Below are 13814 nucleotides of genomic sequence, written 5' to 3'. Positions count from 1 at the left end.
GGGAGAAAGGAGCATGCACCCGGCCATTGCCATTCTGTTAGCTCTGACTTCGGCCTCACTGCTGATAGCCTATCTGCTGCAGCGGCACAGCATCATTCAGGTTAGAAGACAGCTTACAGATGCTGACTCTCTTCCTGTGCAGCACCTTCATCTAAAGCTGCCGCTGCCAGGACGGGAAATAGAGCGGCTGGTAGTGGCGGTCAACGGGCAGCTGGAGAAGCGCAGGAAGGAACAGGTCCTGCATCACTCCAGGGAGCGTGCCGTCAAAGAGGAGATTGCCAACCTTTCACATGATTTACGGACACCGCTCACTTCGATGCAAGGCTATGCTCATCTGCTGAAGGACCCGGCTGCCCCGGCAGCCGAGCGGGAGGAGTACCTGGAGATTATCCTGCACAAGCTGGCCGTAATGAACAATATTGTGGAATCCTTCTATGAATTGTCCAGTATGGACTCCGGGGATTATCCTATGGACAGGCAGCCGCTGTATCTGTACAGCCTGCTCACAGAAGTAATTCTGGCGTTTCACACAGATCTTGTGCAGAAAAATATTGAGGTTGAGCTTAATCTGGAGGAATCAGAGAGGATGATTCCGCTGGATGAAAAAGCAATGATCCGCATCTTCTCCAATGTGCTGCAGAACGTACTGCGCTACGGCAAGAGCCGGCTTGCAATCTCCCTGTTTACAGAAGCAGATAAGGTTAAAATGGTATTCGCAAATGATACAGATCATATCCGCAGGCAGGACCTGCCCCGGCTGTTTGAGCGGACCTACACCAGTGACCCTTCACGCTCAAGCGGCCAGCTCGGACTGGGCCTTGCTATTGTGAAGCAGCTGGTGGAGAAGCAGGGAGGCTGCCTTGAGGCCGCACTCAATCATGGAGAGTTTCAACTGATTTTTACATTCGGGGAATGACAGTAAAGGGAGCCGCAGCTGCGGCTCCCTTTGCTGCCCTTGGGTGCAGGACCAGCGTTTTATTTTAGCGTGACATCCAGCGAACTGATTTTACCATTGCGAATCTTGAATTCATGTCTGAACAGCTGCGGGGCGGGCACCCGGTTCCGGTTGAACTCACCCTCCATCTCCGCTGTTACAGCGATGCTTCCTCCGGACTCCTCGATTTCATTAATGGTGAAGCGGACCTTGGCCGAGAACAGCTCTGCTTCTCCCCAGGCCTCTATGGCTTCTTTGCCCTGAATCTGCTTCCCGTTATCCCTGACTACGGCTTCCGCAGCGAACAATTCGATAAAAGCCTCCGGCTGATATTGGTTGATGGCGTTGTAATATTCCTGTACTTCACTCGGCATAGTGACATGCTGGTTCATGGGATCTGCCTCCTGTAAGTAGATTTCCGGACGGGCGGACCCGCCCTTACAGGTAACTTAAACGTATCCGGGAAGCGGTAAGCAGCTTCTTCACGGGTACAGCTGTCCCGCCCCCACACCCTGAACCGCATCTTTACGAAACTCCGAAGGCGAGCAGTTCATTGCTTTTCGGAACACTTTTATGAAATAGCTGACGTTGTCAAAGCCCACCTCAAGCGCAATGTCGGAGATTTTGCGTTCAGTCTGCTGCAGCAGTGCGGCCGCCTGGCGGATGCGGTAGGAGTTGATATAGTCCACGGGTGTTTTGCGGGTCATGGCTTTAAAAAAACGGCAAAACTGGCCCTCGCTCATCGGAATCAGCTCGGACAGGTCACGGGTGCGGATCGGCTCCTGATAGTTCTCCTGAATATAGAGGATGACCTTTTTGAGCCGGTTAACCTTGGCGGTATCTGCACCCGGCGACAGGCTGTGGTTCACGGAACGGTCCGGCACGGCGATCTGAGACAGCATAATCAGCAAGGTTCCTTTCATAAAGGCCTCAAATCCGGGCATTTTATTAGCATATGCATCCATCATCCGCTCAAGCTGGTGCAGCAGCTCCTGCTGCCAGGGAACAGCCGGTGTAAGATGGCGGGGGAAGCTCTGGCGCTTCTCCTGAAGCGGCAGAATGACTGTCTGCTGAATCGTATCGTACTGGGCGCTGGCCAGCAGATCCGGATGAAAGACCAGTGCGCAGAACCGGCAGGGGCCTTCCTTCAGGACGTGAGCGGCATGGATATCCCCGGATTCGATAAATACGGCTTCGCCCGCGCGGAGCGGGAAATAATCGGTATCCACCTGGAACAGGATTTCCCCTTCCTGCAGCATAAAAAACTCTGCCTCCTCATGCCAGTGTGTGTCCAGGATGTGGGTTCCGGCCGGAAGCTCAATCCAGTAGGCGGCCAGCGGAAACATGACATCGCCATGTACGCGGTCTTCTTTGAGCAATCGCTGGGACGTACGGTCCATAATTATGCCTCCTTGACAGGTGAACATCAAAATAGTGTTATAAATGAGCTATAATATATTAGTTTTGTTGTTTTGTTATCGGTATAATGCAACTATAAACACCAAATTGAAGGGTGGCAAGTACACTTATGAAATTTACAGACGGCCTCTGGCTGGTGCGCGACGGTATCAATATCAATGGCGCAGTGCAGAACTATGTAGTAGAACAGACTTCTGAAGGTCTGACCGCAATTACCCAGACAACTCCAATTACAGGGCGTGCAGCAACACTGAACTCCACGCTCCTTACTGTTAAATTCCATTCGCCGCTTCCCGGCGTTGTAGGCGTGAAGATCATTCACAATGACGGCGTTATCGAACGCGGCCCGGCTTTTGAGCTGACCAAGGGAACTGGCGATCACGTACAGATCGAAGAAACCGAAACACAAACCGTACTGATAAGCGGCGGCCTCCGTGTAGTCATCAACAAAGGCACACACTGGTCTGTAGACTTCTACCGCGGCGACGAGCGCATTACAGGCAGCGGTTACAAATCAATGGCCTATATTACCGATCAGGACGGCAACACGTTTGTCCGCGAAGAGCTGGATCTCGGCGTAGGCGAATATGTATACGGACTTGGCGAGCGCTTCACTGCTTTTGTCAAAAACGGACAAGTCGTTGATATCTGGAACAAAGACGGCGGCACCAGCTCCGAGCAGGCGTACAAGAACATTCCGTTCTATGTAACAAGCAAGGGCTACGGTGTATTCGTTAACCAGCCTGAGCTGGTATCGTATGAAATCGCTTCGGAAAAAGTGAAAAAAGCCCAATTCAGCGTAGCTGGAGAGAGCCTTGAATATTTCGTAATTGAAGGACCATCGATTAAAGAGGTTATCAGCAAATATACTTCCCTGACTGGCAAGCCTGCGCTTCCGCCGGCATGGACCTTCGGCCTGTGGCTGACGACTTCGTTCACAACGGACTACGATGAAGCTACAGTTAACTCCTTTGTAGAAGGCATGGCTGAGCGTGATCTGCCGCTGCATGTGTTCCACTTTGACTGCTTCTGGATGCGTGAATACCAATGGACTGATTTCCAGTGGGACCCGCGCGTATTCCCGGACCCTGTCGGCATGCTGAAACGTCTGAAGGAGAAGGGCCTGAAGATCTGCGTATGGATCAACTCCTATATCGGACAGCGCTCCCCGCTGTTTGAAGAAGGCAAGAAGAACGGCTATCTGATCAAAAAACCGAGCGGCGACGTATACCAGACTGATCTGTGGCAAGCCGGAATGGGCCTGGTGGACTTCACCAACCCAGCAGCCTGCGAATGGTATGCCGGTTACCTGCGTGACCTGGTGGACATGGGTGTGGACAGCTTCAAAACGGACTTCGGCGAGCGTATTCCTACCGATGTTGTATACTTTGACGGCTCTGATCCGCAAAAAATGCACAACTACTATACACAAATGTACAATAAGGTTGTCTTTGACGTACTGGAAGAAAAGCTCGGCAAAAATGAAGCAGCGGTATTCGCACGTTCGGCTACAGCCGGCGGGCAGCAGTTCCCGGTTCACTGGGGCGGCGACTGCTACGCGGACTATGAGTCGATGGCAGAAAGCCTGCGCGGCGGCCTGTCGCTCGGTCTGTCCGGCTTCGGCTTCTGGAGCCATGACATCGGCGGTTTCGAGAACACCGCTCCGGCGCATGTCTTTAAGCGCTGGCTGGCCTTCGGCCTGCTCTCCAGCCACAGCCGTCTGCACGGCAGCACCTCGTACCGTGTGCCTTGGGCTTACGATGACGAAGCGGTGGATGTTACCCGGTTCTTCACCAAGCTTAAATGCAGCCTGATGCCTTACCTGTATGATGTAGCCGGACAGGCGCATGAGCAGGGCTGGGCTTCGATGCGGGCGATGGTGATGGAATTCCCGGAAGATCCTACCTGTGAAGTGCTCGACCGCCAGTATATGCTGGGCGACAAGCTGCTGGTAGCTCCAATTTTCCAGGAGAACGGCGACGTGAAATACTATCTGCCGGCCGGCCGCTGGACGCACCTGCTGAGCGGAGAGACTGTACAGGGCGGAACATGGCGCCAAGAAACCCACGACTTCTTCAGCCTCCCGCTGTACGTCCGCCAGAACTCACTGCTTGCTACAGGCAGCGAAGATACCCGTCCGGATTATGATTTTGCAGACGGCGTGAAGTTCGGCCTGTACTCGCTGGAAGACGGTGCTGCAACAACTGCAGTAGTCCGTGACATCAAGGGTGCACCTGAGCTGACTGTAAAAGCTGAGCGCCAGGGCAGCAAGGTTACCGTGACTGCCGAAGGCAGCGGCAAAGCCTTCTCGCTGGCTGTGAAGGACCTGGGTGCCATCGCATCTGTAGAAGGTGCTGAGCAGGCGGATGATACTACTGTGAATGTGGCTGCGGGAGCGAAGTCTGTCTCCTTCACCATTACATTGAAATAGGTTAAGACCAGCTCTCTAATGGCCGGGAACAGATTGTTCCCGGTTTATTAGGGAGCTTTTTTGAAGCATCTAAAGGAACCCCTGAGTACAGGCGGATTCTATGCGATTATTGTGATTTTTCAGAGTTTTGCTTTAAGCTAAGTGGAATTTTGCCATCTAATTCTTAGCCAATCGGTGGTTTGAGGGATATTAGGTGGAAAAATGACACTTAATTGTCCAGTATTCGCTGTAAATGGGGTTTATGGGCTAAAATAAGTGACGATTTTCCACTTAGTAATCGCAAAAGATGAAAAATAGTAGAATTAGGTGGCGAAAATCCAACTAATTGTTGGAGCACGGATAGCTCGGTTAGAGGCTGGACCTGCCAGCGTAACAGAATAGGAGAAATGACTATGACCAATAAAGACAACAGCGGAGTGTTCAGCCAGGCTGACTACTCATCGGCAACAGCATTATCCACGGCAGCAAATTTTATTATGAATGCAGCGGAGCCGTTTACGCATACATACCGCACTTACGTACGCCTAAGGGAAAACGGCAGCCTGACGCTGAAGTTCTGGCACAGCAACAATGTGGATTCCACCTGGGATCTGGGGCAGGAGGCAAGCGGCAGTGAGCCGGGCGGAGAATGGGTAATCGAGGCTGCCTATATTGCTGACGGAGGGCTTGTACCGGACGGCTCGGTAACGCCGGGGACACAGATTCCGGTTACCTTTGGCGGACAAGGCTCCCGGCAGGTCGCTTCCGGCGAATGCTTCTGGAGCGATGAGGCAGAGCTTGAGCTGCCGGAAGGGCATTATCTGGCGTTCACCTGGACGATACGGACGCTGGGCGCCGGCAAGTCCTTCCCGTATAACGTTGAAGGGATGCTGGTCAGCGGATTCGATGCTCCGGGCACTCTTGCGGGCAGTGAAGCAGCTGAAGGGTTTAATGAATCGGATAAGCTGCTGGTGGCACCAAGCTATATCGGCTACAAGAAGCAGGTAGCGAAGAAGCTTGTCTTCCTGGGCGATTCGATTACCCAGGGGGTGCGTACGGAGAAGGATGCCTATACGTATTGGGCGGCACGGATTGCCGAAGGGCTGGGAACAGAGTATGGCCTGTGGAACATCGGTTCAGGCTGGGGCAGAGCCTATGATGTGGCCGCGGACGGCCCATGGCTGAACAAGGCGAAGCAGGGCGATGAGGTACTGATGGTGCTTGGCGTCAACGACCTGGATATCGGCAAACGGACCGCAGATGAGCTGCTTGGCGACCTGGCCGGGATTATTAACAAGATCAAGGAAGCGAACCCGGAGGCCGGGATTATTCTCAGCACCGTACCCCCGTTCAACTTTGCGGAGGAGCGGGGGACCTACTGGCGTACGGTAAACGCGGTGATCCTCAATGCTCCTCCCGCTGGAGTGGACCGGGTGTTCGATATCGCTGCCGTATTGTCGGAGCCTGCGCCGGAAGAGCACCGGATCCGGCCGGAGTATATGAGCAACGAGTTTGATCCGCATCCGAACGGTCACGCCGGCAAGGCAGTGGCTGAAGCATTTTTGGCCTGGTACGGCCATGCCGAGTAAAGAACCCTTGAAGCTCATTAGGCATACTATAGAGTACTTTAGATGAGGAAGGTAGTGTGCTTACAATGGGGATTCAGGCGGGGATGCAACACAAAGTGCTGTATCAGGCGGATAATCAGGCTGTCCAGAATTTGAAAGCAGTCAGACATCATGTGCACAATGTGTGCAGACAGCATGTTAATCAGATTGTACAGGTTCAGACGATGGACGGACAGATTGTAGCGGGAAGATTACTTGGCTGTGACAGGGGATTCTTTTATTTGGGGGTTCAGCAGCAGGGAGGGCAGCGTGCCTTCTTCGGCGGAAGTGACGAGGCTATTTTGACCCTGGTGCTCTATGAACTCCTGGTTATTACGCTTCTGTATACCTGATTTTTCCGGCCCGGCACTAGCGGAGCCAGGCAGCCGGTCTGCGGCTGCCTGGCTTCTTGCTGCTTAGCTCCGACAATTTAGAACGTTTTGAGAATGATTACAAGCAGAATGTAGAGTACCAGGATTGTAGTAGTGGAAGTGAACAGACCGCCGACATTTGCACAACCGCTCATTGTATTACCTCCTCCGCAAGATCATCTTACAGACCCATATTATGCATCATCCGCCTCCTATGCATAGACATTTGACCTGCTTAATTACAATTGAAAGATTAAATTAATGAGCATTAGCCGGTTACTGTGTGCTTGGACTTCAGAGGGTAACCTGTACCCGGTAATCCTTCGGAGTAGCTCCGGTCTGCTTCTTAAACACCTTGCTGAAATACTTCACATCATGAAAACCGACCATTTCCGAAATCTGCGAGAGCTTCAGGCTCGGATTCTGCAGCAGCAGCTTGGCTTTTTCGATCCGCACGGTTCCGATATAGTCAGTAAAATTAATACCGTATTCCTGCTTGAACTTGCGTGAGATATACTCCCGGCTGACATAGAATTTGCCGGCAACCTCCTGCAGCGAGAGATCGGCCATGTAGTTCTGATCGATATATTTTACGATCTCGGTCAGCGGATTGCGTTCCTTGATTTGTCTGGCTGACAGTAACCGGGACAGGGTCTGCATCAGGGTAAAGGACCAGTCGCGCCAGGCAAACAGCGAGAACGAGTAGCCGCCTGCATATGGAGCAGGGTTATCGCGGTCGGCCAGCTCCAGCTCCGCTAGGGCGCTCTCGGCCTGGCTGCCCAGCGTTTCACGGACCAGCCGGGACCGGAACAGCAGGGCATCGGCTTTCCAGGAGCCGAGCATCTCAGGAGTGATGACACCGCTGCGGCTGAGCTCCTCGGTCCAATGCTGCGCTGCAGCGGACAAGGCGTCCGTGTTGCCGCTGGTAACCGCCACTTTCCAGTCCTCTTGGACATCAGCAAAGATCGGTCTTGCTCCGGCTGTGCCCGTATCCTGCCGGTATTCAGCTGACGCTACACTAAAATGGCTGTAATCCTCATGCCGCAGCAGATTGCGGCGCAGTAAGGCTTCGGCAGCCTCTGTGCGCTGCGCGGCAAGCCGCCGGGCAGGCTGCCGGCCGAGCTGATGCCGAAGTGCATCCGCAGCTGCAGGGTATAGAACAGGCCCTGATTAATCCGGCTGATGAGCTCAGTAACGGATTCCCGGACATCCCACAGCAGAATGGCGATTTCAGGCGGTCCGCCCCAGTAGCGGAAGGCTGTGCCAATACCTTGCGGCTGCAGAAATTCGTTACAAATGTTAACGATGGCATAATAGAGCAGCTCGCTGTCTCCGCCGAAACGCCGCAGCAGCGGGTTATTGCCGGCATCCGTCTGCACCAGCAGCAGACGGGCGGCTCCGGCACTGCCGGGGATAACGCCCTCGGCAACCAGCCGGCGCAGCGTAGCCTCTGCAGTGACCGGATCATCTATGAGCGCTGACAGCAGCCGCTCACCGTATATCGGCTTGATCTCGTTCAGCCGGATGCTCTGCCGCTGCCGCTGGCTGCGTTCTTCGGCCTCGGAGCGCCAGGCGGCAACCGCCTTGGCGACAGCCGTATTGATGGCCTCAGGCTCAATAGGCTTGAGAATATAGTCAATTCCCCCGTGCCGGACCGTCTCGCGCACAAAATCAAAATCATTATGCCCGCTGACAACAATGAACTTCGTGCTCCCGGCAAATTCATTGACCCACGTCATTAGCTCAATGCCATTGCCGGATTCCATCATCATGTCCATAATAACGAGCCCGGGCTTATGTTCACGGATCAGTTCTATTGCTTCATTGCCGCTTCCGGCCTCCATAATCTCCCCGATCTGGTGGGCGTCCCAGTCGACCAGCAGGCGGACCGCCTTCCTGACTCTTGCCTCATCATCTACAATCAGCGCCTTCATATCCGTTCACTCTCCGTTAGTATTTCAATTTCCAGTCTGACCATTACGCCGCCTTCAGGCAGGTTGTCGACAGTAAGGATAGCATCTTCTCCGCATACCAGCCGCAGACGGGCCAGCACGTTGCCGAGGCCGATACCCGCGCCGGGCGCATCACGTCTTTCTTCACTGCTCTTGAGTGCTGAGACATCAAGCGGATCAGGCCGGGTAAGCTCCTGGCGCAGCTTCTCCAGCTTAGCTGAAGGGATGGACATGCCGTTATTCTGAATGATGATTTCCATCCGCCCGCCGTCCAGCCTGCCCGCTGTAATCTCAATCAATCCGTCAGTACGAGCCAGGTTAAAGCCGTGCTTGAAGTAATTTTCCACAATCGGCTGGAGAATCATCTTCGGCATTAGTGCACCAAGCAGCAGCTCTTCCATATCGTAGCGGAAAGTAAATCTATTTTCAAAACGCTCACGCTGCAGCTCGATATACGCTTTGACATGCTCGAGCTCATCCTTGACGGTGACGATCTTTTCATCATTATGCATGCTGTAGCGCATCATCTTGGCCAGCGCGGAGAGCAGGGAGTAGATCTGCGGAACCTTCATCTCAAGAGCCAAAGTACCGATAATCTGCAGCGTATTGTTCAGAAAATGCGGGTTAATCTGCGACTGCAGCGCCCTCAGCTCATTGGTTTTGTTGGACAGCTCCAGCCGGTATTCCCGCAGAATCAGGTTGTTAATCGTGTCCATCATGCTGCGGAAATGCTCGGTCAGCACACCGATTTCATCATTGCCCGCCGGACGGATGTCCACCTCCAGATTACCGGTCCGCACCTGGTTCATATAGCGGGTCAGCTGCTTGATCGGGGCCGTGATCCGGAAGGAGATAAGGACAGTCAGGGCGATGATCATGCTCATCAGCAGGAATAGCAGCAGGATGTTAATGCCGGCGGCCTCCTTGGCTTCACGGAACAAATAGGAGACCGGAATTTGCTTGATCAGCGTCCAGCTCAGGCCGGTGCTTTCAATTTTCTGATAAATAAAGACAGAACCGCCTTCCTCAAAATACCCCTGGGCTTCTGCATTCGCGGCAATCTGACTGCTGTACCAGCCTGCATTCAGCGGCTTGCCGAGCGCAGCTTCATCCCGGCCGTAGACCACGTTGCCATCGCTGTCCACCAGATAGATATTTTCCTGGTCCTGCTCATACAGCTGCTCAACAATTTCGGTAAGCGCCGCCAGCTTGACGTCAACGGACAGATAGCCGAGTGCTTCCGATGAAGGAATACGTTCGATTCTGCGGTGAAAGGTGAAGACCGGTTCCGGAACAAACTGGGTCAGCGGAAGGGTCAGGCCATAGACATTGCTGATATGGGTGCTCTGCACCTTAACCGGAGAGCTGCCGGTAAGATTGGCCTCCTCATAGGGGGCACTCCCCAGCCAGCGCTTGGGCGTAGTGTTGTCGGTGATCAGTGTGGCTTTGCCGTCCTTGACGCCGTAGAGGTACACCTGCGAAATATTGGGCAGTGAAGTTGAAATGTAACTGAGCGAATTATAAATGGCGATATCGGAGGACAGGTCATCATAACCGGCTTCAAGTAGGCGGTAAAAATCGGAGTCGGAATAGACACTCAGCGACAGCCGGTTGATCTCCTGAATCAGACTGTCGATATTTTTATAGCCCTGATAGAGCAGATTTTTGTTCTCGTCCACAGCCCGTGTCCGCAGCGATTGGGTCGTATAAGAATAGCTGATATACATGGTCGCCATAATACAGACAAGGGTCGGGAGGAGTAAAAAAACGATCAGTTTGGTGCGGATATTGTTCCATTTCATCGATTCTTGTCACATCCGATCAATATTTTACACCTGAAAGATCACTTGCGTAGGTGTAAGAGGCCCGTCAAAAAACAGATAATATGAATAGATCATAAACAAGTAAGTGAGTAAAAGAAAGGGGGGGCCAATATATGCGCGGCAATAAGTTGTCCCAACTCGGTCAACAGTTTTTCTTCGTTGGCCCGGCATTATTGTTCTTTACGATCGTCATGATTATCCCGTTTGTGATGGGGATGTATTATTCTTTCACTGACTGGAACGGCGTATCCGGCAATGTCGCCTGGGTAGGCTTTGACAATTTTAAAACGATTTTTACAAATGATCCCGATTTCTGGTCATCCTTCTGGTTTACCGTGCGGTTTACGCTTCTGGGGGTTGTACTGACCAACGTAGTGGGCTTTTTCCTGGCTTATTTCCTGACCAAAGCGCTAAAGACACGCAACATGCTCCGGACCATCTTTTTTATGCCTAACGTAATCGGCGGCCTGTTGCTTGGATTTATATGGCAGTTTATCTTCATCAAAGGTTTCGCCACTATGGGTGATCTTACCGGCTGGTCCTTCTTCAATCTTCCGTGGCTCGGCGATGCGACAACCGGCTTCTGGGCTATTGTCATCGTATTTGTCTGGCAGTCCTCCGGTTACCTGATGGTTATCTACATTGCTTCCCTAAATAATGTATCCAAAGAGGTACTGGAAGCAGCGCAAATTGACGGTGCCTCCCGCAGCCAGACCCTGCGTAACATCATCGTTCCGCTGATTATGCCTGCTGTAACAGTCGGACTGTTCCTGGCAATTTCCTGGTCCTTCAAAATGTTCGACCTCAACCTGTCGCTGACCAAGGGCGGACCGTTCAAATCTACAGAGTCTGTAGCGATGAACATCTATAACGAAGCCTTCCTGAACAACCGATATGGACTGGGTACGGCAAAAGCACTGCTGTTCTTCCTGATCGTTGCCATCATCACAGTCATTCAGGTGCGGATTACGAAGAGCAAGGAGGTTGAAGCGTAATGAAAACCGAAGGCAAAGGCAAGTGGAATTACGGCCTGGAAATCATTATGATTCTCCTTGGCCTGCTGTTCCTGTCACCGTTCTATTTCCTGCTGGCTAACTCGGTGAAATCGTTCGGGGAAATTCTCAGCAATGCGGCGGCCTGGCCGTCCGAATTCGTCTGGTCCAACTACTCGCAGGCCTGGAAGCTGGCCCGTTTCTCGGAAGCCTTCCGGAACTCGATTATCATTACAGTGATCTGTGTTATCCTGATCGCCTTGTTCTCTGCAATGGCTGCATACCGGATGGTCCGCGCAGATTCGAAGTTCAACCGGATTCTGCTGCTGCTGTTCGTAGCGGCAATGGTGGTGCCGTTCCAGACCATCATGATTCCAATCCTGCAGGTGGTTAACTTCCTGGGCGTCAACAATTCGATTCCAGGTCTGGTAATGGCCCAACTCGGCCTCAGCATTCCGATGGCGATCTTCCTGTTCCACGGTTTCATCAAATCCGTACCGCTGGAGATCGAAGAGGCGGCAACCGTTGACGGCTGTAATCCGCTGACTGTATTCTTCCGGATTGTACTTCCGCTGCTCAAGCCGATGCTGATGACCATCATCGTACTGAATGCACTGGGTATCTGGAATGATTATCTGCTTCCGTCCCTGATTCTTCAGGCACCTGAGCTGCGGACCATTCCGCTGGCAACCTTCTCCTTCTTCGGGCAGTATACGAAGCAATGGGATATGGCGCTTCCGGCCCTGACACTTGGTGTAGCTCCAATTGTTGTGTTCTATCTGTTCATGCAGCGTTACATTGTTGAGGGAATCGCGGCGGGTTCGGTGAAGGGTTAATCCCCTCCCGAATCCTTCGTTCCATAAATTTATCAAGCATTCAAACTTATCAAGGGGGAAAATAGAATGAATAAGAAACGTACTGCAGTAATGATGTCCAGCGTAATGCTGATGTCTGTCGTGCTTGCGGCTTGCGGCGGCAATAACAATACCGCTTCAAATAACGCACAAAATGGAAGCGCTGGCAACTCCGCATCCGGAGAAGTGAAAACGGTTAAAATCTTCCAGTTTAAAACGGAAATCGTAGAAGGCCTTAACGAGCTGAAGGTTGAATTTGAAAAAGAGTATCCGAACATCAAGCTGGACATCCAGACTGTCGGCGGCGGTGCGGACTATGCGGCAGCCCTGAAGACGAAATTCGCTTCCGGCGATGCGCCTGATATTTTCTCAAACGGCGGTTATGCGGAAATGGAACTGTGGGGAGACAAGCTTGAAGACCTGTCCGACCAGCCTTGGGTTAAGGATCTGATTCCTTTGGCAGCTGAGCCAATGACCAAGGACGGCAAAACCTACGGGATGCCAATGAACCTTGAAGGTATCGGTTATGTGTACAACAAGGACCTGTTCGAAAAAGCAGGCATCACCGAAACACCTAAAACCATCACCGAGCTGGAAGAAGCGGCTAAAAAGCTGCAGGCTATCGACGTTATTCCTTTCGGCAACGCTTATCAGGAGTGGTGGCTGCTGGGTATCCAGGGCATCAGCGTAGCTTTTGCACAGCAGGACAATGTTGATGAGTTCATCAACGGCCTGAACGCCGGCACTTCCTCAATCGTGGGCAACGAGAAATTTAAGGATTGGGCCAACCTGCTCAACCTGACTGTAAAATACGGACAGAAAAATCCTTTGACTACAGATGCTAATACTCACCTGGCTATGTTCGCTAATGGCGAAACGGCTATGATGCAGGAAGGCAACTGGGCACAGACTCTGGTTGACGGCATCACTCCGGACATGAACATCGGTATGTTCCCTATGCCAATCAACGACGATGCTGTAATGAATGATAAGCTGTCTGTAGGCGTTCCGGCTAACCTGGTCGTTAACAAGGATTCCGATTCGAAGGAAGAAGCTAAGACTTTCCTCAACTGGCTCGTAACTTCTGACATGGGTAAAGAGTATATCGTTAAAAAATGGAAATTCATTCCTGCTTTGTCCACAATCCCTGCAACACCTGAAGATATCGGCCTTCTTGGTGCTGATGTATGGAACTATGTTAAAGCAGGTAAAGTTTACGGATTGCAGGCTTCGAAATTCCCTGATGGTGTAACCCAAGAATTCGCCAGTTCGATCCAGCAGCTGATTGCTGGTAAAGTCGACGAAGCCGGTTGGGAAGCTTCCATGCAAGCGGCTTGGGACAAGCTGAAGAAGTAAGGTTTTGGGGATAGAGACATAGAGTCCTATAAAGGACCGTTAAAGTTGGATTAAGAAAGTGGATTTGCCGGGGCGTTCCCGCCTCTCGCATCAGTG

Annotated in this window: 13 protein-coding genes; 7 read left to right on the top strand and 6 right to left on the bottom strand. The window is 52.3% G+C overall.

Annotated elements, in window-relative coordinates; translation table 11 throughout:
- Positions 1–13 precede the first annotated feature (13 nt).
- Positions 14–916, top strand: a complete 903-nt coding sequence (locus AWJ19_RS04365) for a HAMP domain-containing sensor histidine kinase (protein WP_068721858.1) — start codon at positions 14–16, stop codon at positions 914–916.
- Positions 917–975: 59 nt separating this feature from the next.
- Here AWJ19_RS04365 and AWJ19_RS04360 read toward each other — a convergent pair whose 3' ends face one another.
- Together AWJ19_RS04360 and AWJ19_RS04355 are read right to left on the bottom strand one after the other, a co-directional pair.
- The gene (locus AWJ19_RS04360; RefSeq protein WP_068721857.1) at positions 976–1326 is read right to left on the bottom strand and encodes a nuclear transport factor 2 family protein; all 351 of its coding nucleotides are present in this window, start codon (positions 1324–1326) and stop codon (positions 976–978) included.
- Between the two features lie 90 nt (positions 1327–1416).
- The gene (locus tag AWJ19_RS04355; RefSeq protein ID WP_068721856.1) at positions 1417–2334 is read right to left on the bottom strand and encodes an AraC family transcriptional regulator; all 918 of its coding nucleotides are present in this window, start codon (positions 2332–2334) and stop codon (positions 1417–1419) included.
- Between the two features lie 128 nt (positions 2335–2462).
- Here AWJ19_RS04355 and yicI point away from each other — a divergent pair, with 128 nt between their 5' ends.
- From yicI to AWJ19_RS04340, 3 genes are all read left to right on the top strand, one after another.
- Positions 2463–4784, top strand: coding sequence for an alpha-xylosidase (gene yicI / locus AWJ19_RS04350; protein ID WP_068721855.1), 2322 nt, complete (start codon positions 2463–2465; stop codon positions 4782–4784).
- A 392-nt stretch (positions 4785–5176) separates the two neighbouring features.
- Entirely contained in the window at positions 5177–6352 is a 1176-nt protein-coding gene (locus AWJ19_RS04345; RefSeq protein ID WP_128083496.1) for an SGNH/GDSL hydrolase family protein, read from the top strand.
- Positions 6353–6435: 83 nt separating this feature from the next.
- Complete coding sequence (locus AWJ19_RS04340) at positions 6436–6723, top strand: hypothetical protein (protein WP_128083495.1); 288 nt, start codon at positions 6436–6438, stop codon at positions 6721–6723.
- 77 nt (positions 6724–6800) lie between these two features.
- Here AWJ19_RS04340 and AWJ19_RS36105 read toward each other — a convergent pair whose 3' ends face one another.
- From AWJ19_RS36105 to AWJ19_RS04330, 4 genes are all read right to left on the bottom strand, one after another.
- The gene (locus AWJ19_RS36105; protein ID WP_206744043.1) at positions 6801–6896 is read right to left on the bottom strand and encodes a YjcZ family sporulation protein; all 96 of its coding nucleotides are present in this window, start codon (positions 6894–6896) and stop codon (positions 6801–6803) included.
- A 139-nt stretch (positions 6897–7035) separates the two neighbouring features.
- Entirely contained in the window at positions 7036–7677 is a 642-nt protein-coding gene (locus AWJ19_RS36250; RefSeq protein ID WP_241781597.1) for a helix-turn-helix transcriptional regulator, read from the bottom strand.
- 77 nt (positions 7678–7754) lie between these two features.
- A complete protein-coding gene (locus AWJ19_RS36245) occupies positions 7755–8675 on the bottom strand; it encodes a response regulator (RefSeq protein ID WP_241781596.1) in 921 nt (306 codons plus the stop codon).
- Positions 8672–10495 carry a sensor histidine kinase gene (locus AWJ19_RS04330; protein WP_068721852.1) on the bottom strand — a complete coding sequence of 608 codons (1824 nt, stop codon included), beginning with the start codon at positions 10493–10495 and terminating at the stop codon, positions 8672–8674. The genes AWJ19_RS36245 and AWJ19_RS04330 overlap by 4 nt, the downstream gene beginning before the upstream one ends.
- Before the next feature lie 134 nt (positions 10496–10629).
- On the opposite strand from AWJ19_RS04330, the gene AWJ19_RS04325 reads away from it, so the two are divergent.
- The 3 genes from AWJ19_RS04325 (at position 10630) to AWJ19_RS04315 (ending at position 13718) form a co-directional block, all read left to right on the top strand.
- On the top strand, positions 10630–11511 hold the full coding sequence (locus AWJ19_RS04325) for a sugar ABC transporter permease (RefSeq protein ID WP_068721851.1): 882 nt from the start codon (positions 10630–10632) through the stop codon (positions 11509–11511).
- Entirely contained in the window at positions 11511–12344 is an 834-nt protein-coding gene (locus tag AWJ19_RS04320) for a carbohydrate ABC transporter permease (protein WP_068721850.1), read from the top strand. The genes AWJ19_RS04325 and AWJ19_RS04320 overlap by 1 nt, the downstream gene beginning before the upstream one ends.
- 66 nt (positions 12345–12410) lie before the next feature.
- Positions 12411–13718 carry an ABC transporter substrate-binding protein gene (locus tag AWJ19_RS04315; RefSeq protein ID WP_068721849.1) on the top strand — a complete coding sequence of 436 codons (1308 nt, stop codon included), beginning with the start codon at positions 12411–12413 and terminating at the stop codon, positions 13716–13718.
- Positions 13719–13814: the final 96 nt, after the last annotated feature.

The sequence above is a fragment of the Paenibacillus sp. DMB5 genome, from assembly GCF_001517085.1.
GTDB lineage: Bacteria > Bacillota > Bacilli > Paenibacillales > Paenibacillaceae > Paenibacillus_AQ.
This window is presented reverse-complemented; position numbering and strand designations above follow the sequence as displayed.

Bases quoted from the DNA above. Each gene is read 5' to 3' on its own strand.
- AWJ19_RS04340 (WP_128083495.1), top strand. From the start codon at position 6,436: ATGCAACACAAAGTGCTGTATCAGGCGGATAATCAGGCTGTCCAGAAT.
- AWJ19_RS04330 (WP_068721852.1), bottom strand. From the start codon at position 10,495: ATGAAATGGAACAATATCCGCACCAAACTGATCGTTTTTTTACTCCTC.
- AWJ19_RS04325 (WP_068721851.1), top strand. From the start codon at position 10,630: ATGCGCGGCAATAAGTTGTCCCAACTCGGTCAACAGTTTTTCTTCGTT.
- AWJ19_RS04355 (WP_068721856.1), bottom strand. From the start codon at position 2,334: ATGGACCGTACGTCCCAGCGATTGCTCAAAGAAGACCGCGTACATGGC.
- AWJ19_RS04320 (WP_068721850.1), top strand. From the start codon at position 11,511: ATGAAAACCGAAGGCAAAGGCAAGTGGAATTACGGCCTGGAAATCATT.
- AWJ19_RS04315 (WP_068721849.1), top strand. From the start codon at position 12,411: ATGAATAAGAAACGTACTGCAGTAATGATGTCCAGCGTAATGCTGATG.
- AWJ19_RS36105 (WP_206744043.1), bottom strand. From the start codon at position 6,896: ATGAGCGGTTGTGCAAATGTCGGCGGTCTGTTCACTTCCACTACTACA.
- AWJ19_RS04365 (WP_068721858.1), top strand. From the start codon at position 14: ATGCACCCGGCCATTGCCATTCTGTTAGCTCTGACTTCGGCCTCACTG.
- yicI (WP_068721855.1), top strand. From the start codon at position 2,463: ATGAAATTTACAGACGGCCTCTGGCTGGTGCGCGACGGTATCAATATC.
- AWJ19_RS36245 (WP_241781596.1), bottom strand. From the start codon at position 8,675: ATGAAGGCGCTGATTGTAGATGATGAGGCAAGAGTCAGGAAGGCGGTC.
- AWJ19_RS04345 (WP_128083496.1), top strand. From the start codon at position 5,177: ATGACCAATAAAGACAACAGCGGAGTGTTCAGCCAGGCTGACTACTCA.
- AWJ19_RS04360 (WP_068721857.1), bottom strand. From the start codon at position 1,326: ATGAACCAGCATGTCACTATGCCGAGTGAAGTACAGGAATATTACAAC.